The sequence below is a fragment of the Microbispora hainanensis genome (assembly GCF_036186745.1).
Classification (GTDB): Bacteria; Actinomycetota; Actinomycetes; order Streptosporangiales; family Streptosporangiaceae; genus Microbispora.
The window spans coordinates 6,377,377-6,393,533 of sequence record NZ_CP108086.1 but is presented as its reverse complement, the minus strand read 5'-3'; the positions used below and the strand labels follow the sequence as shown (position 1 = coordinate 6,393,533).

Sequence of the window (16,157 nt, the reverse complement as noted above, 5' to 3'; positions counted from 1 at the left end):
CCGATCCTAGAGCGGGCCATGTCCAACCGCCGCCGCAGGCGGGACGCGCTCAGGGGCAGCGCCCGGAGACGAGGGGGAGACGCAGGACGATCCGGGCTCCGCCGTGGTGTTCGGCGGCGTACAGGCGGCCGCCGTGCTCCTGGGCGATCTCCCGCGCGATGGGCAGGCCGAGCCCGCACCCGCCGGGATCCCGTTCGCGGGCCTCCTCCGAGCGGTAGCCGCGCTCGAAGACGCGTTCGCGGTCCTCCGGCGGGATGCCGGGACCGTCGTCGATGAGTTCGAGGACGGCGTCGGGAGGGTCGGCGGTGACCACGATCTCGATCGTGGACCGCGCGTGCCGCTCGGCGTTGGCCAGCAGATCGTTCAGCAGGCGGGCCAGGCGGATCGTCGAGGCGCGTACGTACACGTGGGGGTCGAGGCGGGTGCGGACGGCGGTGCCCGGGGGGTGGCGGCGGTCCAGCTCCTCGCTGACGAACCCGACGAGGTCGATGAGGCGCTCGTCGTCGTGGGTCTCGCTGTCGACGCGGGCGAGGTCGAGCAGGTCGGCCACGATGTCGTTGAGCCGCTCCGCGTCGCGCAGCAGTGTGCGCAGGATCCGCTGCAGGTCGGTGCCGGGGTCGGACAGCGCGACCTCCAGCTCGGTGAGCAGGCCCGTGATGGGGTTGCGCAGGTCGTGGGAGGCCTCGTAGACCAGCCGCCGCTGCCGCTCGACGGCCTCGCGCAGGGCCGAGGTGGTCTCGCACTGCTCCAGGTGCGCCCGCCTGAGCTGGTCGTTGAGGATCTGCAGGTGCTGGGCCAGGGAGTGCTCGCCGCCTCCGCCGGGGCGCCGCATCGCGCGGACGAAGTCGGTGACCTCCTCGCTGGTGAGGGCGATCATCCGGACCTCGCCGTGTTCCCCGAGCACGGGCGTGTTGACCGTGCTCCAGTAGCGCTCCTCGAACACCCCTGGCCTGTCCACCAACTCGATGTCGTACCGCTGCAGGGGCATGAAGTCGCGGCGGCGGGTCTTCATCACCCGCTCCAGCGAGGTCTGCAGCACCCGCGCCCCCTGATCGCCGGCGTCCGGCGGCGCGGCGGGATTGGCCGGGAAGACGTCGAACAGGCTGCGGCCGACCACGTCGCACGCGCGGCGCCTGGCCAGGCTGAGACAGGAGTCGTTCATGTCGAGGACGGTGAAGTCGGTGGCCAGCAGAATCGCCAGGGCCGGGCTCACCCGGAACACCGCCTCGTAGTCGACCTCTGGCCTCGTGACCACGGCGCCCATCCCACACCCCGCCTTCCGGACCCCGCCGTCGGCATGACAGGCCGCCCGTCCGACACCGGTCACTGTGTCCCATCCCCGCAGGAACGCGGGTCAAGGGCGTACGGCCCCGAACAGGCGACGGAAAATGCGATGAACGCGCCCGCGGCCATCACGGCGGCCGTCCATCAGGAGCGCCTCGCCCTGCCGTGTCACCCTGCCGTGTCACCCTGCCGGACGCCGGGCGACGGCGACGGCCGCCGCGGCGCAGACCACGGCCGGCACGACCAGCGCGTACGCCGCGCCGTGGTGATCGGGAACGCCGACGGTGATGAACGCGCCCGTGATGGCGACGCCGATCGTCGCGCCGCACTGCCGGACCGCGTTGAGCAGCCCACCGGCCACACCGGCGGTGCCCTCGGGAGCCGCGGTGACGATCAACGTGGCCAGGGCGGGCAGCGCGAACGACACGCCGAACCCGGTGGCGACCAGCCCGGCCAGCAGCGACGGGTAGGAGGCGCCCGCCCAGACGGCCGCGCCGAACGCGACGCCGCCGGCCGCGAGCAGGCCGAGCCCGGCCAACACCGGCGGCCGCGGCCCCGACCGGGCGACGATCCTGCCGGTCAGCAGCGGATTGACGGCGAAGGGCAGCGTCATGGGCAGCAGCGCCGCCCCGATCTTCCCCGGCGTCAGGCCCAGCTCCTGCTGGAAGAGCAGCGGCAGCACGAACAGCACCCCGCTCATCGCGAAGTTGACCGCCGCCCCCGCCAGCAGCGCGCCGGGGACGCCGGGCGCCCGCAGCACGGCGGGCGCCAGGACCGGCGCATGCCCGCGCCGCTCCCGTACGGCGAAGGCGCACACCGCCACGGCCGTCGCGCAGGCCGACCAGGCGGCGTGGACGAAGGAGCGGGCGCCGAGCGCGATCAGCATGTCGGTCAGCAGCGCCACCGCCGCGCAGGCCAGGATCTGGGCCGCCCAGTCGATGCGGCGGTCGCCGCGCGGGCAGCGTACGGCCGCTCCGGCCGTGAGGGCGAGGGTGACGGCGGCGAGCGGGCCGTTGATCACGAAGATCGCCCGCCAGCCCGCCAGGTCGGTCAGCGCCCCTCCGGACACCGGGCCCGCCACGAGCGCGGCGCCGCTGGTCGCCGCCCAGACGGCCACCGCCTTGGCCCGCTCGGCGGGCACCGGGTACAACCGGGCGATCATCGCCATGGACGCGGGGACACAGCCCGCCGCCGCCAGGCCCAGCAGCGCCCGTAGCCCGACGAGCGCCCACAGCGACGGCGCGAGTGCGCTCAGCAGGCTGCCGAGGCCGAAGGCGGCGACGGCCACCCGGAACACGCGGTGCGCGCCGTACCTGTCGGCCACCGATCCGGCCGTCAGCAGCGCGGCTCCGAACACGAGGGTGTAGCCGGTCACGGTCCACTGCAGCCCGGTGACGCCCGCGCCGCCGAAGGACCGGGCGAGGTCGGGTTCGGCGACCGACAAGACGGTGGTGTCGAGCAGCACCATGAAATAGCCGAGGGCGATCCCGGCCAGCGCGCGGGTCCGGCCGGGCGGCGCAGGGGAAGCGGCGGGGCGAGCGGCGGAAACAGTCGACGTCACGAACAACTCCAGGAGATGGACAACCTGGGGGTCACTGTGGCGTCGGCGGCCGGACGGCTCCACCGGCCGGGCCGCAGGCCGCGTTCGGAATAACCGAACGCTCCGGGTCCGTTCGGTGCGGCATGGAACTGCGGCAGTTGCGCACCTTCGAGGCGGTCGTGGCCCATCGGACGGTCACCGACGCCGCCGTCGCCCTGGATCTCGCGCCGTCGTCGGTGTCGGAGCAGATCAGGGCCCTGGAACGGGACCTCGGGGTCGCGCTCTTCGAACGGGGACCCCGGGGGATGCGCCCGACCGCGGCGGGGGAGCGCCTGCGCGGCTGGGCACGCCGTCTGCTCGACCAGGCCGACCAGGCCAGGCGCGACGTCGCGCAGGCCCGCCCGGTGATGAGGCTCGGCGCCCTGGAGACGATCGCCGCCGTGCACGTGCCCGCCCTCCTGGCCCGGCTGGCCGAGCGGCGTCCCGACCTCGTGGTGGAGGTGCGCTCGGACGGGGTCCGCGACCGTCTCCTCGACGCGGTCGCCGCCGCCGACCTCGACGCGGCGCTGCTCCTGGACGCGGGAGACGATCTTGGCGGGCTCGGCTTCGGCGCGCCGGCCGCGCCGCTGGCCTTCCTCGACCTCGATCCCGTGCCGCTGGCGCTGGTCGCCGCGCCGGACCACCCGCTGGCCGCCGCGTCCCGGCTGCGCAGGGAGGACCTGTACGGCCAGAGGCTGCTGGTCAACGTGCCCGCCTGCTCGTTCTGGCTGGCGGGCGAGCGCCTGCTGGGCGACCGGGTGGAGCGGGTGCGGGCGGGCGGCGTGCCCGTCATGCGGGCGTGGGCCGAGCGCGGCCTCGGGATCGCGCTGCTGCCGTGGTTCGCGGTCGCCGACCGGGTCGCGGCCGGCGCCCTTGCGCGGCTCGCGTTCGACGTCCCCGGCCTGAACCTGCGCCTGGTGTGGCGGGCCGACCGCGAGGCGCTGCCGGGCATGCGCGAGATCCTCTACGCCAGTGCCGCCTCCGACGGGGTCAGCCTCCCTCCGCCCGCCGGCGACGGCGCTGCGCCACGGTGAGCCAGGCCGCCCCGGCCAGGCCGAGCACGGATGCGGCGGTGAGCCATCGGAAAGCGGCGTGGAAGGCGCCCTCCACGCCGAGGGGCAGCCGGGTGGTGAGCACCACGGCGAACACGGTGCCGCCGAGCGCGCCGCCCAGCCGTTGCAGGATGTTGACCTGCGTGGTGGCGTCGGCGAGCTGCTCGGGCGTGACCGCCTGGTAGGCCGCGATGCCGACCGGCGTCACGGCGAGCGCGAGGGCCATGCCGCGCAGCAGCAGGAGGCCCTCCACCGCGGCCGTGTTCATGTCCGTGCCGAGCACCGCGAACGGCACGGTGGTGGCCACGGCGGCGAGGCCGCCGTACGCGCTGACGACGCCGCCGCCGAAACGGTCGGTGAGCCGGCCGCTGACCGGCAGGAGCAGGGCGGTGCCGAGGCCTAGCGGGATCAGCGCCAGCCCGGTCGCGGTCACCCCGGTGTCCCTGCCGACCTGGAAGTAGAGCGGGAACAGCAGCGTGGAGCCGAACATCGCGGCCCCGGTGAGGGCGGCGGTCACCGTGGCGGCGGCGTACGCCGGGTTGGCGAACAGCCGCAGGTCGAGCACCGGGTGTGCGGTGCGGCGCGCGTGCCAGGCGAACGCGGCGAGCGCGAGGGCGCCGGCGGCGACCGGCCCGAGCGTGCCGCCCAGTCCGCCGCCCAGTCCGCCGCCCAGTCCGCCGCCCAGTCCGCCGCCGGATCGGCCTGAGGCGCCGCCGCGCTCGCCCCACGCGCTCAGGCCGTAGATCAGGAGCGGGACGCCGGCGGCGACGAGAAGCAGCCCCGGCCAGTCGAGACTCCCCGGGTGTACGGAGGGCCGCTCGCGCGGCACGTGACGCAGGCCGAGCCACAGGGCGAGCGCGCCGAGGGGGAGGTTGACGCCGCACGAGCCAGCCGCACGCGGGCAGCGACAGGCCCAGGGCGATCAGGTACGCGTTGGCCACCCACTGGGCCGCGCCGAGGCCGGCACGCAGATCGGTGGCGATCGTGTCGAGGCCGACGTTGACGACCGAGGTGTCGAGCTGGCTCATGAACGCGCCGAACGCCATCACCAGCGCGAGCCGCCAGACGGGCCAGGTGATGGGCGCGCCGGCGGCCCTCGCGGTGGGCGGAGCGGCCATCACGCCGCCGCCGGTCGCCGGACGCCTCGCAGCGCGGTGCCCCAGACGGTGAGCTGGTCGAGCAGGACGTCCAGCTCCCGGTCACGTCCGGGGCCGGGAGCGAAGTCCTCGCCGTCGAAGGCGGCTTGTCGTAGCGGCCGTAGGCGGCGGGCCAGGGCTCGTCGAGCACCGGCAGGTCGTATTCGGCGATGTCGACGAGCTCGGCCGCGAGGCGCTCGCGGCGCGCGGCCCGCCCCTGCACCCAGCGTGCGACGGCCTCGCCCCGGCGGCCCGGCCGGACGCTTCCCACGATGACGGCGACGGTGAGTTCGGGCTGCATGACGTCCCCCTCCAAGGTAAAGTAAACCGTGTAAAGCAAAAATTAGCGTAACCCTGATGGAGGACATGTGGAGGGGTCAGGCCGGACGGACGGGCCGAGGCGGGGCAGGCCGGCCAAGGACGCGGCCATCATCCGGGCCGCCCGTGCCGTCTTCGGACGCGACGGATACGCCCGTACGACCACCGACGCCATCGCCCGTGAGGCGGGTGTCTCGACCCGCACGCTCTACAAGCATTTCGGCAGCAAGGAGCGGCTGTTCTCGGTCGTGCTCGCCGAGAGCGCGACCCGGGTCGCCGACGCCTTCGCCGAGTACGTCGAGCGCGGGCTGCGCGAGGCGAGCGGGCCGGAGGAGCGGCTCGTCGCCGTCGGCCGCGCACTGGTCGCCCATCGCGTCGACTTCCCCGACCACTTCGCGCTCGTGCAGATGATCGACGTGGAGGGTCCGCACTTCCCCCGCGAACTGCTGCGGGAGTGGCAGGAGGCCGGGCCTCTGCGCGTACGGGGCGAGGTCGTCCGCCGCCTGGAGGAGCTGGCCTCCGAGGGCCTGCTCCGCATCGCCGACCCCGAGCGCGCGGCGCTGCACTTCACCGCTCTGGCGACGTTCGAGGTCTCCATCCGGTCGGCTGGGGGACCGCTCACCGGCGAGCAGATCACGGACATGGTGACCGCGGGCGTACGGGCCTTCCTGGACGGCTACCGCAGGACGGACGGCTGAGCGCCGGCCCGTGACGCGTGGCCGCGCCGCACGACGGGTTGTCCCGCGGGCGCTGGTGTGGGCCTGTCTCCGCACCGCGCTCTACCCCGGCGACTCCGCCTGGGCCGGCGCGACCGCCGCCCTGCACGGCACGCCCGGCCCGACGGGCAGGGCCGAATCGCAGTGAGCCGATCGGGGTGAGCCGATCGAGGTGAGCCGATCGAGGTGAGCCGATCGGGGTGAGCAGGGCGCGGCGACCCGGACCCGCCGCAGGTCAGGCAGGGGCCCGGGGTGCCCGGCAGGCCGGAATGTCGGTGGCACGGCGTACTCTTGCCGGGTGAGCAGCAAACCCGCCTCCGAACAGCACCTGCGCGACCTCGCGTTGCTGCGCCGCGTCCGTGACCGGATCGACCGGGAGTACGCCCGGCCGCTGGACGTCGAGGCGCTCGCCCGCGGGGTGAACATGTCCGCCGGGCACCTCAGCCGCCAGTTCCGGCTCGCCTACGGCGAGTCGCCGTACAGCTATCTGATGACACGGCGGATCGAACGCGCGATGGCGCTGCTGCGCCGGGGCGACATGAGCGTCACCGAGGTCTGTTTCGCGGTCGGCTGTTCGGCGCTGGGCAGCTTCAGCACCCGCTTCACCGAGCTGGTGGGCATGCCGCCCAGCGCCTACCGGCGGCAGGCGGCGAGCGCGACGGCCGGGATGCCGCCGTGTGTGGCGAAGCAGGTGACCAGGCCCGTCAGGAATCGAGAAGCACGCGCGGCCCAGCCGCAGCTAGCGTGACTGTCATGGACGTCACCATTCACTCGGCCTTCCTCCCGCACGACGACCCCGACGTGGCGCTGGCCTTCTATCGCGACGTCCTCGGTTTCGAGGTCCGGGGCGACGCCGGTTACGGAGGGATGCGCTGGATCACCGTCGGCCCCGCCGGTCAGCCGGGCACGTCCATCGTCCTGTACCCGCCGGGCGGCAATCCCGGCGTCACCGACGACGAGCGCCGCACCATCGCCGAGATGATGGCCAAGGGCACCTTCGCCATGATCACCCTGTCCACCGGGGACCTCGACGGCCTCTTCCGGCGGTTGCAGGACCAGGGCGCCGAGATCGTGCAGGAGCCGGTCGAGCAGCCGTACGGGGTGCGCGACTGCGCCATCCGCGATCCCGCCGGCAACATGATCCGGATCAACGAGCTGCGCTGAGCCGGCGGCGCCGCAGTCCCCCTGCGTCCCCTGCGTCGCCGAAAGAGCCGGGCGCACCGCTCGAAGCCGGTTGGATCGAGCCCTGCCACGCCGACGGAGACCCCCTAGGCGACCCCGCCTGACGTTTTGGAGAGCACGATGAGCATGGCCACGAGGACGGACACGCAAACCCCTGCGCCGCACGTTGCCGACACCCACGATCTGATCCGCGTCTACGGCGCGCGCGAGAACAACCTCAAGGACGTCAGCATCGAGATCCCGAAGCGCCGGCTCACGGTGTTCACCGGAGTCTCCGGCTCGGGCAAGAGCTCGCTGGTTTTCAGCACGATCGCCGCCGAGTCGCAGCGGCTGATCAACGAGACCTACTCGGCGTTCGTGCAGGGGTTCATGCCGACGCTGTCGCGTCCCGAGGTCGACGTGCTCGACGGGCTGACGACCGCGATCGTCGTCGACCAGGAGCGGATGGGCCCCAACCCCCGCTCCACGGTCGGCACGGTCACCGACGCCAATGCGATGCTGCGCATCCTGTTCAGCCGGCTCGGCCGGCCGCACATCGGCTCGCCCCAGGCGTTCTCCTTCAACGTCGCCTCGGTCAGCGGAGCGGGCGCGGTCAAGTTCGAGCGCGGCGGCAAGACCGTGAAGGAACGGCGCGAGTTCTCCATCACCGGCGGCATGTGCCCGCGCTGCGAGGGCCTGGGCCGCACCTCCGACATCGACCTGTCCCAGCTCTACGACGACTCCAAGTCGCTCAACGAGGGCGCGCTCACGATCCCCGGCTACAGCGTCGACGGCTGGTACGGCCGCATCTTCAGCGGCTCCGGCTTCTTCGACCCGGACAAGCCGATCCGCGACTTCACCAGGACCGAGCTCGACGACCTGCTCTACAAGGAGCCGACCAAGATCAAGGTCGACAACATCAACCTCACCTACGAGGGCCTCATCCCGCGCATCCAGAAGTCGATGCTGTCCAAGGACAAGGAGGCGCTGCAGCCGCACGTCCGGGCGTTCGTGGAGCGGGCGGTGAAGTTCACCACCTGCCCCGAGTGCGGCGGCACCCGGCTCAGCGAGGCCGCGCGGTCGTCCAAGATCAAAGGCATCAGCATCGCCGACGCCTGCGCGATGCAGATCAGCGACCTGGCCGCCTGGATCCGCGACCTCGACGAGCCGTCGGTCGCGCCGCTGCTCGCCACGTTGCGGCAGCTTCTCGACTCGTTCGTGGAGATCGGGCTGGGCTACCTGTCCCTCGACCGGGCGTCGGGCACGCTGTCGGGCGGCGAGGCGCAGCGCGTCAAGATGATCCGCCACCTCGGCTCCTCGCTCACCGACGTCACCTACGTCTTCGACGAGCCCACGACTGGCCTGCACCCTCACGACATCCAGCGGATGAACGACCTGCTGCTGCGGCTGCGGGACAAGGGCAACACGGTGCTGGTCGTGGAGCACAAGCCGGAGATGATCGCGATCGCCGACCACGTCGTCGACCTCGGCCCCGGCGCCGGCACGGCGGGCGGCACGGTGTGCTTCGAGGGCACCGTCGAGGGGCTGCGGGCCAGCGGCACCGTCACCGGCCGCCATTTCGACGACCGGGCGGCCCTCAAGGACACGGTGCGCACGCCCACCGGCACCCTGGAGATCCGCGGCGCGACGGCGAACAACCTGCGCGACGTCGACGTCGACATCCCGCTCGGGGTGCTCGTCGTCGTCACCGGAGTCGCCGGGTCGGGCAAGAGCTCGCTCATCCACGGGTCGGTCCCGGCCGGCGCGGGCGTGGTGTCGGTCGACCAGGGCGGCATCCGCGGCTCGCGGCGGAGCAACCCGGCGACCTACACCGGGCTGCTCGACCCGATCCGCAAGGCGTTCGCGAAGGCCAACGGCGTGAAGCCGGCGCTGTTCAGCGCCAACTCCGAGGGCGCCTGCCCCACCTGCAACGGCGCCGGCGTGATCTACACCGACCTGGCGATGATGGCCGGAGTGTCCACCACCTGTGAGGAGTGCGAGGGGAAGCGGTTCCAGGCGGCGGTGCTGGAGCACAAGCTCGGCGGGCACGACATCAGCGAGGTGCTCGCGATGCCCGTGTCGGAGGCACAGGAGTTCTTCGGCTCCGGCGAGGCCCGCACGCCCGCCGCGCGCGCCATCCTCGACCGGCTCGCCGACGTCGGCCTCGGCTACCTCACCCTCGGCCAGCCGCTCACCACGCTGTCCGGCGGCGAACGGCAGCGGCTCAAGCTCGCCACCCACATGGCCGACAAGGGCGGCGTCTACGTCCTCGACGAGCCGACCGCCGGTCTCCACCTCGCCGACGTCGAGCAACTGCTCGGGCTGCTCGACCGGCTGGTCGACTCCGGCAAGTCGGTCATCGTGATCGAGCACCACCAGGCGGTCATGGCGCACGCCGACTGGATCATCGACCTGGGCCCCGGCGCCGGTCACGACGGCGGCCGGATCGTCTTCGAAGGCACCCCGGCCGACCTCGTCGCCGCCCGCTCCACCCTCACCGGCGAGCACCTCGCGGCCTACGTCGGCGCCTGACCTCGGCCTGTCGCGAATGCCGGTCCGGGCCCGAGGCCCGCCCAAGCTGAGCACGCGACAGCAGGCCGAACCAGTGCGCGTGCCACCCGCGATCACCGTCGCCGACCTGATGGGTTCGCCATCGGAATGGCGACGGTGTACCGCAACTCTCTAAGCGCGCAGGCCCGCCGACAACCGCAGGCCCGTCGGCCGGTGGAGCTCGGACATGAGCGCGACCGCCTCATCAGCGTATTCCCCCGGGCTGTGACCTGGGTCGACGTCATCAACCTGGGGTTTGAGCCGCACTCCCTGTTCTGAGGGTCACGAAGCCGTGGAGAACTGGGCCGGTAGGCCGTCCAGCAACTGACTCAGCAGCCCGTATCCGCCATCGACCCGGATCACCTGGCCGGTGACCGTGGCGAACGCGCCGTCCACGAGCGCGGCGATCGGGCGAGCCAAATCCTGCGGCCGCAGCATCGTGCCGGTCACCGACCGGTCACCGAAGTGGCGCCGGATGCCATCGGTGAACACCTCAGCGGTGGCATCGGTACGAACCGCGCCAGGGGCGACGGCATTGACGGTGATGCCGTCCCGTATGGTCTCGCCGGCGATCTGCTGGGCGAAGGCGTTCACCGCGGCTTTGGCAGTGGACTGGGCGGCACTGCCGATGATCAGCTCGGCCGCGGTAGCGGAGACGTAGACGATCCGGCCGGACCGCCGCCGGCGCATGACCGGCAGCACCCGCCGGGTCAGGTGGTATATGCCGGCCAGCTCATCGCTGATCTTGGCTGCGAACGCCTCCCACGGCACATGCTCCAGCGGGCCGAAAGGCGGCGCCGCGGTGTGGGCGTTGCCCACAAGCACGTCGATCCGCCCGTGCTCGGCGACCACCCGGTCCACCAGCATGGTCACCTGGGCTTCGTCGGTCACGTCGGCCTGTACCGCCTGCGCGGCGCCGATCTGCTTGACCACCAGCTCCGCGGAGTCGGCGTCTCTCAGATAGTTGACTATCACGTGATAGCCGAGCCGGCCCAACTCGAGCGCGGTCGCGGCTCCGATTCCCCGGCCGGCTCCGCTAACCAGCGCCCAGCAGCGCTATGACCACGGCGTGACTCCTGCCGGCCAGGTGATTCTGAGCCAATAATGCAGATTGCGGCGATCTGCACGCGCACGGCTTACGGACGGGCGTCGTCCCGGAGTCGGCGCTCGCGCCTGCCGCGGGCGAGTTCGGTGCCCAGGGCGTCGAGGCGCTGGTTCCAGAAGCGGCGGAAGTGGTCGAGCCAGGTGTCGACCTCGCGGAGCGGCGCCGGGTCGACGGCGTAAAGGCGCCGGGTGCCCTCGGCCCGGACCGTCGCGAAACCGCTCTCCCGCAGCACGCGCAGGTGCTGGGACACCCCGGGCTGGGAGATCCCGAACTCCTCCTGCACGATCGCGCCGATCTCCCCGGCGGGGCGCTCGCCCTCCGCGAGCAGTTCCAGGATCCGGCGGCGCACCGGATCGCCGAGGACGTCGAACGCGTGCATGCCGTCAGGCTCGCAGCTCGCGCTCGCGTAGGTCAATTCGGCAGGAGCCGTACGCTCCCGGCCGGGACGGCGAAGCGCGCCGGGATCACCGGCGCGCTTGTGGGCCGTCGTCGGAACGACGATGGATCGTCCGCCAGAAGGCCGTCCGTCAGGAGGAGGCGGACAGGTCCCCGGGGTACATCGGGTAGCCGTATCCCGCCACCTGCCAGGTGGGACGGGTGCGGGCCTCGACGGCGCCGCCGTCGCCCGTGTTGCCCTCGATGGTCTGGATCGTTCCGTCGCCGTTGTCCTTGACGACGAACCCGACGTGGTTGATGTCGTCGATGTGCTTGCTGCCGCTCCAGGCGAAGAACACCACCGCGCCCGGCTTGGGCGTGTGACCCCAGCGGCCGTGGTCGGCGAACCACTGCGCGTGCTTCACGGTGTACGCGTCGGCGCCCATCACCGGGCCGATGCCGAGCTGCTGGCCCACCCAGGACACGAACATGTCGCACCAGGGGGCGTTGAGGTAGTCGGCGAGCTTGCCGCCGTCGCGGGCGAGGGTCTCGCGGGCGCGCGGCGTGGACATGTACCACTCCTGGAACTTGGTGCCGCCGCCCTTGGCGTTCTCGCTGATCCCGATCTGGCTCCTGGCCAGCTTCAGCACGTCGGCCGAGGTGATCTTGGGCAGCCTGGCGGCGATCTCCGGCATGGACTGCGCGGTCGCCGGACCCTTCCCGGTCGCCGGGTTGTCCGCGTGCGCCGCGGGCGCCGCGATCAGCACGGCCGAGGCGAGGGCTCCGCCCGCGAGGGCAGCGCGGACCCAAGTGGTGAAGACGTGCATGGTGGGGCGTTCTCCCTTACTTCCATGCCACCTACCGGGTTAGCTGACGGGTTCGGGCTGGAAGTCGCCCTACGGCACGCATGCCGATTCACCCCAGGAGAGGTGGGTCCCCGGCTCCGCGCGGACGCGGACTCGGCGGCCGGGCGGCAGGCCGGGATGGCCGGCCGCGTCGGTCTGAGGAGGGCTTCTTGACCATTGAGATGAGCAAGTGCGCCCTGAGCTGCCTAAAAGCTAATAGACCAGGTCAGACCGGTCAAGTAACTACAAGAGGGATTTTACCCGTCAAGTCCGGTACAAAGCGGACGGCAAGGGTACGGTGAGGCGGCCCCCGATCAGCGGGACCCCGCCCCTGACGGCGATCCCGCCCTGCCCCGCCCTCCGCCGCGGGCCCGGCGCGGGGGCGCTACCCCCGCGCCGGGACCCGGAAAAATCTCCCGGCCTCGCTTGACGCGCCCTTGGTCGCGGCGTCGTCAACGGGAGATCGCGTACGCGCCCGCGTCGAGGTCGTCGACGAGGGCCGGGCCGGTGGGCGTCCACCCGAGGAGGGTGCGCGTCGCGGTGCTGGTCGCCGCGAGGTCCATGCCGAAGAAGTTGCCGATCCACCCGAAGTGGTCCGGCACGTCTCCGGGGGCGATCGAGGCGACGGGAAGGCCGAACGCGCGGCCGAACGCCTCCGCGATCACGCGGGTCGGGACGCCTTCCTCGGCGACGGCGTGCAGCCGCGCGCCCGCGGGCGCCTTCTCCAGGCCGAGTGCGACCATGCGGGCGGCGTCGCGCACGTGCACGGCGGACCAGCGGTTGGCGCCGTCGCCCGGGTAACCCGAAACGCCCTTCTCGCGGGCGATCGCGGCGAGGATCGCGATGAAGCCGTGGTCGCCGGTGCCGTGCACGGTCGGCGCGAAGCGCAGGCTCACGGTGTGCACGCCACGCTCGACGAACTCCAGCGCCAGGTTCTCGCTCCCGCCGCGGGGCGAATCGGGGCCGTGGAACGGCGACGGGTCGTCCTCGGTGGCGGGCCGGCCCGGGGCGAAACCGGCGAGTCCCGAGGCGAGCAGGAACGGACGACCGGTTCCCTCCAGCGCCTCGCCGATGGTCTGCACGGCGGCTCGTTCGGTCGCCGCCGTGCCGGCCGGGTCGGACCAGTCGTGCTTGTTCGCGAGATGGATGACGGCGTCGGCGTCCCGGGCGCCCAGGCGGATGCCCTCGAGATCGTCGAGGTCGCCGCGGCGGACCCGGGCCCCCTTGCCCTCCAGGGCGGCGGCGGACGCGTCCGACCTCGCCAGTCCGATGACCTCGTGACCGGCGGCGAGCAGCTCATCGGTCACCGCGGAGCCGATCCATCCGGAGGCTCCGGTGACGAAAACACGCATGAGGAATCTCCTTCGGCGCACCGCCGGCAGGGCGGAGCGACTTCCCGAAAAACTGATGTCTGTGACTGACGTCAGTCACAGACATCACGGTACTCCTTCGTGGCCGTCATCACTACACTTGATCGCATGACGCGTTGGGCGCCCGGGGCCGCCGAGCGGCTGCAGGAGGCCGCGCTCGAACTGTTCGCGACCCACGGGTTCGAGCAGACGACCGCCACGGACATCGCACAGTCCGTCGGCCTGACCGAGCGCACCTTCTACCGCCACTTCAGCGACAAGCGCGAGGTCCTCTTCCACAACCAGCACCTGTTCACCCAGGCGTTCCTCGCCGGTGTGGAGGCCGCGCCGCCGGACGCGTCGCCGATTGAGATCGTCGCCTGCGCCCTGCGGTCCGCGACGTCCTTCTTCCCGGACGAGCGCCGGCATCATTCGCGAACCCGGCAGTCCGTGATCGACCAGAACCCCGCGCTGCAGGAACGCGAGCGGCACAAGCTCGCCACCCTCGCCGAGGCGGTCGCGGGCGCCCTGCGCGCGCGAGGCGTGGACGAGCCCGCGGCCACCCTGGCGGCGGAGTCGGGCGTCACCGTGTTCAAGATCGCTTTCGTTCAGTGGCTCCGCGAGGACGAGCAGCGCTCCCTCGCCGCCCTCGCGGAGGACATGCTGCGCGAACTGCTGGCCCTGACCCGCGACCAGGCCTGAGCGACCCGCGGGGTCACGGCGCGCACGGCCGCACGGCTTACTTCGGCAGGCGTACGGTCACCACCAGGCCGCCCTCGGGCCGGGCCAGCGCCTCCACCCCGCCGCCGTGTGCCACCGCGATGGCCCGGACGATCGACAGGCCCAGGCCCGCCCCGCGGGCGGAGCGGACCCGGTCGCCCCCGAGCCGGCGGAACGGCTCGAACAGGTCGTCCACCTCGTACGGCGGAACCGGCGGCCCGGTGTTCTCCACCGTCACGCTCACCCCCGCCTCGTCCTCCCGCAAGCGGACCCAGACCTCCCCGTCCCGCACGTTGTACTTGATCGCGTTCTCCAGCAGGTTGAACACACAGCGTTCGAGGAACAGCGGATCGCCGTGCGCGACCACCGGGCACAGGTCCTCGTGCACGATGACCTTCCTGCGGCGCGGCTGCAGGTCGATCTGCTCCATCGCCGTACGGACGACCTGCCGCAGGTCGACCGGCTTGCGCGCGGTCACCTCCTGCTCCGACTGCGCCAGCATGAGCAGGCCCTCGATCAGCCGCTCATACCTCGCGTTGGTGCCGAGCAGCGCGCGGGCCAGCGCCTTGAGGTCCTCCGAGGCCGCCGGCTCCTCCAGCGACACCTCCAGCACCGTACGGTTGATCGCCAGCGGGGTGCGCAGCTCGTGGGAGGCGTTGGCGATGAACCGGCGCTGGGCGTCGAACACCCGGTGCAGCCGGTCGAGCATCGCGTCGAAGGTGTCGGCGAGCCGCTTGACCTCGTCCTGGGGGCCGCGCAGCGCGATCCGCTCGTGCAGCGTGCTCTCCGACAGCCGCTGCGCGGTCTCGGTCACCCGGTCGAGCGGGCGCAGCGCGCGGTCGGCCACCAGGTAGCCCACCACCACCGCGACGGCGCCGACGAGGACCATGACGACCACCGAGGAGCGGAGCACGTCGCTCAGCACGTCGGCCGCCCCCTGCTCGACGTTGGTGCGCACCCGCTGCGCGAGCGTGTCGCTGTCGGGCAGCGTGGTCCCCATGACGGCCCCGGGGGCGCCGACGCCGGTCACCTTCGACGCCACCGCCACCACGAACCGCTGGTTGAGCGCCCGCGCGGTCAGCAGGTGGGTGAACCACAGCAGCACCGACCCCGCCAGGAAGAACAGCCCGCCGTACAGCAGGGTGAGCCGCATCCGCAGGCCGAGCCTGCTCCACAGGGACAGCACACGCCTCACAGCCGATACCCCCGGCCCGGCACGTTCTCGATCACCGGCGGCTCGCCCAGCTTGCGGCGCAGCGAGGTGATGGTGACGCGCAGCACGCCCGTGCCCGCGTCGGCGTGCTCGTCCCACACGCTCGCGCGCAGCCGGGCCGAGCTGACCAGCCCTCCGCCGGCGCGCATGAGCTCGTGCAGCACGTCGAACTCCCTGCGGCCCAGCGCCACCTGCCGCCCGTCGCGCACCACCGTACGGCGGGCGGGGTCGAGCCGGATCCCGGCCCGCTCCAGCACGGGCCGCACCGCCCGGGGCGAGCGCCGGGCCAGGGCCCGGATGCGGGCCACCAGCTCGGCGAACGCGAACGGCTTGACCAGGTAGTCGTCGGCGCCCAGGGACAGGCCCCCGACCCGGTCACGCACCCGCCCGGCCGCCGTCAGCATGAGGATGCGGCTCGCCCCGGCGGCCGTGACCAGCTCCCGGCACACGTCGTCGCCGTGCACCTCGGGCAGGTCGCGGTCGAGCACGACCACGTCGTAGTCGACGTAGGAGGCCAGCTTCAGCGCCTCCTGACCGTCGTAGGCCACGTCCACCGCGATGGCGTGCAGCCGCAGCCCCCGGGCGACGGCCTCGGCCAGCTGTTCCTCGTCCTCGACCACGAGCACCCGCATCCGAACCTCCCGCTCGGGTTCGAGGGTGGCGCAGCCGGTGTTAGCCATGGATAAGCCGATCTCGCTTATCCGCGTTTAGCACCGCCTCCGCTGGAGTTGGGCCCCGTCCCGGGCGAACGCCC

17 protein-coding genes, 1 pseudogene and 1 riboswitch are annotated in these 16,157 nt (G+C 72.6%); of the genes and pseudogenes, 8 read left to right on the top strand and 10 right to left on the bottom strand.

The features are described 5' to 3' along the window. Window positions 1-49 precede the first annotated feature (49 nt). The gene (locus OHB01_RS29515; protein WP_328854272.1) at window positions 50-1,255 is read right to left on the bottom strand and encodes a PAS domain-containing sensor histidine kinase; all 1,206 of its coding nucleotides are present in this window, start codon (window positions 1,253-1,255) and stop codon (window positions 50-52) included. 210 nt (window positions 1,256-1,465) lie between these two features. After that, window positions 1,466-2,845, bottom strand: coding sequence for an MFS transporter (locus tag OHB01_RS29510; protein WP_328854271.1), 1,380 nt, complete (start codon window positions 2,843-2,845; stop codon window positions 1,466-1,468). 122 nt (window positions 2,846-2,967) lie between these two features. On the opposite strand from OHB01_RS29510, the gene OHB01_RS29505 reads away from it, so the two are divergent. After that, a complete protein-coding gene (locus tag OHB01_RS29505; protein ID WP_142651028.1) occupies window positions 2,968-3,897 on the top strand; it encodes a LysR family transcriptional regulator in 930 nt (309 codons plus the stop codon). On the opposite strand, the gene OHB01_RS29500 is transcribed toward OHB01_RS29505, so the two are convergent. Then, window positions 3,854-4,744 carry an MFS transporter gene (locus OHB01_RS29500; protein ID WP_205830947.1) on the bottom strand — a complete coding sequence of 297 codons (891 nt, stop codon included), beginning with the start codon at window positions 4,742-4,744 and terminating at the stop codon, window positions 3,854-3,856. The two genes, OHB01_RS29505 and OHB01_RS29500, sit on opposite strands and share 44 nt — an antisense overlap. A 155-nt stretch (window positions 4,745-4,899) precedes the next feature. Between OHB01_RS29500 and OHB01_RS29495 the strand changes: the two genes are divergently transcribed. After that, window positions 4,900-5,085 (top strand): hypothetical protein, encoded by a 186-nt coding sequence (locus OHB01_RS29495; RefSeq protein WP_222709699.1) that lies wholly within the window; start codon window positions 4,900-4,902, stop codon window positions 5,083-5,085. 102 nt (window positions 5,086-5,187) lie between these two features. On the opposite strand, the pseudogene OHB01_RS29490 reads toward OHB01_RS29495, so the two are convergent. Continuing rightward, a pseudogene (locus tag OHB01_RS29490) lies at window positions 5,188-5,352 on the bottom strand (NADPH-dependent FMN reductase); the annotation flags it as partial. A 67-nt stretch (window positions 5,353-5,419) separates the two neighbouring features. On the opposite strand from OHB01_RS29490, the gene OHB01_RS29485 reads away from it, so the two are divergent. From OHB01_RS29485 to OHB01_RS29465, 5 genes are all read left to right on the top strand, one after another. Next, the gene (locus OHB01_RS29485; RefSeq protein WP_328710056.1) at window positions 5,420-6,067 is read left to right on the top strand and encodes a TetR/AcrR family transcriptional regulator; all 648 of its coding nucleotides are present in this window, start codon (window positions 5,420-5,422) and stop codon (window positions 6,065-6,067) included. A gap of 10 nt (window positions 6,068-6,077) precedes the next feature. Next, window positions 6,078-6,233 carry a hypothetical protein gene (locus OHB01_RS29480; protein WP_328710057.1) on the top strand — a complete coding sequence of 52 codons (156 nt, stop codon included), beginning with the start codon at window positions 6,078-6,080 and terminating at the stop codon, window positions 6,231-6,233. A 150-nt stretch (window positions 6,234-6,383) separates the two neighbouring features. Then, the gene (locus OHB01_RS29475) at window positions 6,384-6,833 is read left to right on the top strand and encodes a helix-turn-helix transcriptional regulator (protein ID WP_328710058.1); all 450 of its coding nucleotides are present in this window, start codon (window positions 6,384-6,386) and stop codon (window positions 6,831-6,833) included. Window positions 6,834-6,838: 5 nt separating this feature from the next. Further along, window positions 6,839-7,249, top strand: coding sequence for a VOC family protein (locus OHB01_RS29470; RefSeq protein WP_142651025.1), 411 nt, complete (start codon window positions 6,839-6,841; stop codon window positions 7,247-7,249). Between the two features lie 138 nt (window positions 7,250-7,387). Next, window positions 7,388-9,778 carry an excinuclease ABC subunit UvrA gene (locus tag OHB01_RS29465; RefSeq protein ID WP_328710059.1) on the top strand — a complete coding sequence of 797 codons (2,391 nt, stop codon included), beginning with the start codon at window positions 7,388-7,390 and terminating at the stop codon, window positions 9,776-9,778. A 300-nt stretch (window positions 9,779-10,078) separates the two neighbouring features. Here OHB01_RS29465 and OHB01_RS29460 read toward each other — a convergent pair whose 3' ends face one another. The 4 genes from OHB01_RS29460 to OHB01_RS29445 all read right to left on the bottom strand — a co-directional run bounded on the left by OHB01_RS29460 (window position 10,079) and on the right by OHB01_RS29445 (window position 13,473). Continuing rightward, a complete protein-coding gene (locus OHB01_RS29460; RefSeq protein WP_328710881.1) occupies window positions 10,079-10,840 on the bottom strand; it encodes an SDR family oxidoreductase in 762 nt (253 codons plus the stop codon). Between the two features lie 92 nt (window positions 10,841-10,932). Further along, the gene (locus OHB01_RS29455; protein ID WP_142651023.1) at window positions 10,933-11,280 is read right to left on the bottom strand and encodes an ArsR/SmtB family transcription factor; all 348 of its coding nucleotides are present in this window, start codon (window positions 11,278-11,280) and stop codon (window positions 10,933-10,935) included. 148 nt (window positions 11,281-11,428) lie between these two features. Next, window positions 11,429-12,103 (bottom strand): CHAP domain-containing protein, encoded by a 675-nt coding sequence (locus OHB01_RS29450; RefSeq protein WP_142651022.1) that lies wholly within the window; start codon window positions 12,101-12,103, stop codon window positions 11,429-11,431. 14 nt (window positions 12,104-12,117) lie between these two features. After that, window positions 12,118-12,251: riboswitch (cyclic di-AMP (ydaO/yuaA leader) on the bottom strand. Between the two features lie 322 nt (window positions 12,252-12,573). Next, a complete protein-coding gene (locus OHB01_RS29445; RefSeq protein WP_328854270.1) occupies window positions 12,574-13,473 on the bottom strand; it encodes an SDR family oxidoreductase in 900 nt (299 codons plus the stop codon). A gap of 126 nt (window positions 13,474-13,599) precedes the next feature. Here OHB01_RS29445 and OHB01_RS29440 point away from each other — a divergent pair, with 126 nt between their 5' ends. Then, on the top strand, window positions 13,600-14,172 hold the full coding sequence (locus OHB01_RS29440) for a TetR/AcrR family transcriptional regulator (RefSeq protein ID WP_142651020.1): 573 nt from the start codon (window positions 13,600-13,602) through the stop codon (window positions 14,170-14,172). Window positions 14,173-14,209: 37 nt separating this feature from the next. Here the strand turns inward: OHB01_RS29440 and OHB01_RS29435 are convergent, their stop codons facing one another. Both OHB01_RS29435 and OHB01_RS29430 read right to left on the bottom strand, forming a co-directional pair. Next, a complete protein-coding gene (locus OHB01_RS29435; RefSeq protein WP_260617482.1) occupies window positions 14,210-15,385 on the bottom strand; it encodes a sensor histidine kinase in 1,176 nt (391 codons plus the stop codon). After that, window positions 15,382-16,035: a response regulator transcription factor gene (locus OHB01_RS29430; RefSeq protein ID WP_142651045.1), complete on the bottom strand. Its 654-nt coding sequence runs from the start codon at window positions 16,033-16,035 to the stop codon at window positions 15,382-15,384. Before OHB01_RS29430 ends, OHB01_RS29435 begins: the two co-directional genes overlap by 4 nt. Window positions 16,036-16,157: the final 122 nt, after the last annotated feature.

What these genes read in the sequence shown, in the direction of transcription:
- OHB01_RS29505 (WP_142651028.1), top strand. Translation starts at nt 2,968, where the DNA reads ATGGAACTGCGGCAGTTGCGCACCTTCGAGGCGGTCGTGGCCCATCGG.
- OHB01_RS29470 (WP_142651025.1), top strand. Translation starts at nt 6,839, where the DNA reads ATGGACGTCACCATTCACTCGGCCTTCCTCCCGCACGACGACCCCGAC.
- OHB01_RS29465 (WP_328710059.1), top strand. Translation starts at nt 7,388, where the DNA reads ATGAGCATGGCCACGAGGACGGACACGCAAACCCCTGCGCCGCACGTT.
- OHB01_RS29455 (WP_142651023.1), bottom strand. Translation starts at nt 11,280, where the DNA reads ATGCACGCGTTCGACGTCCTCGGCGATCCGGTGCGCCGCCGGATCCTG.
- OHB01_RS29450 (WP_142651022.1), bottom strand. Translation starts at nt 12,103, where the DNA reads ATGCACGTCTTCACCACTTGGGTCCGCGCTGCCCTCGCGGGCGGAGCC.
- OHB01_RS29445 (WP_328854270.1), bottom strand. Translation starts at nt 13,473, where the DNA reads ATGCGTGTTTTCGTCACCGGAGCCTCCGGATGGATCGGCTCCGCGGTG.
- OHB01_RS29440 (WP_142651020.1), top strand. Translation starts at nt 13,600, where the DNA reads ATGACGCGTTGGGCGCCCGGGGCCGCCGAGCGGCTGCAGGAGGCCGCG.
- OHB01_RS29430 (WP_142651045.1), bottom strand. Translation starts at nt 16,035, where the DNA reads ATGCGGGTGCTCGTGGTCGAGGACGAGGAACAGCTGGCCGAGGCCGTC.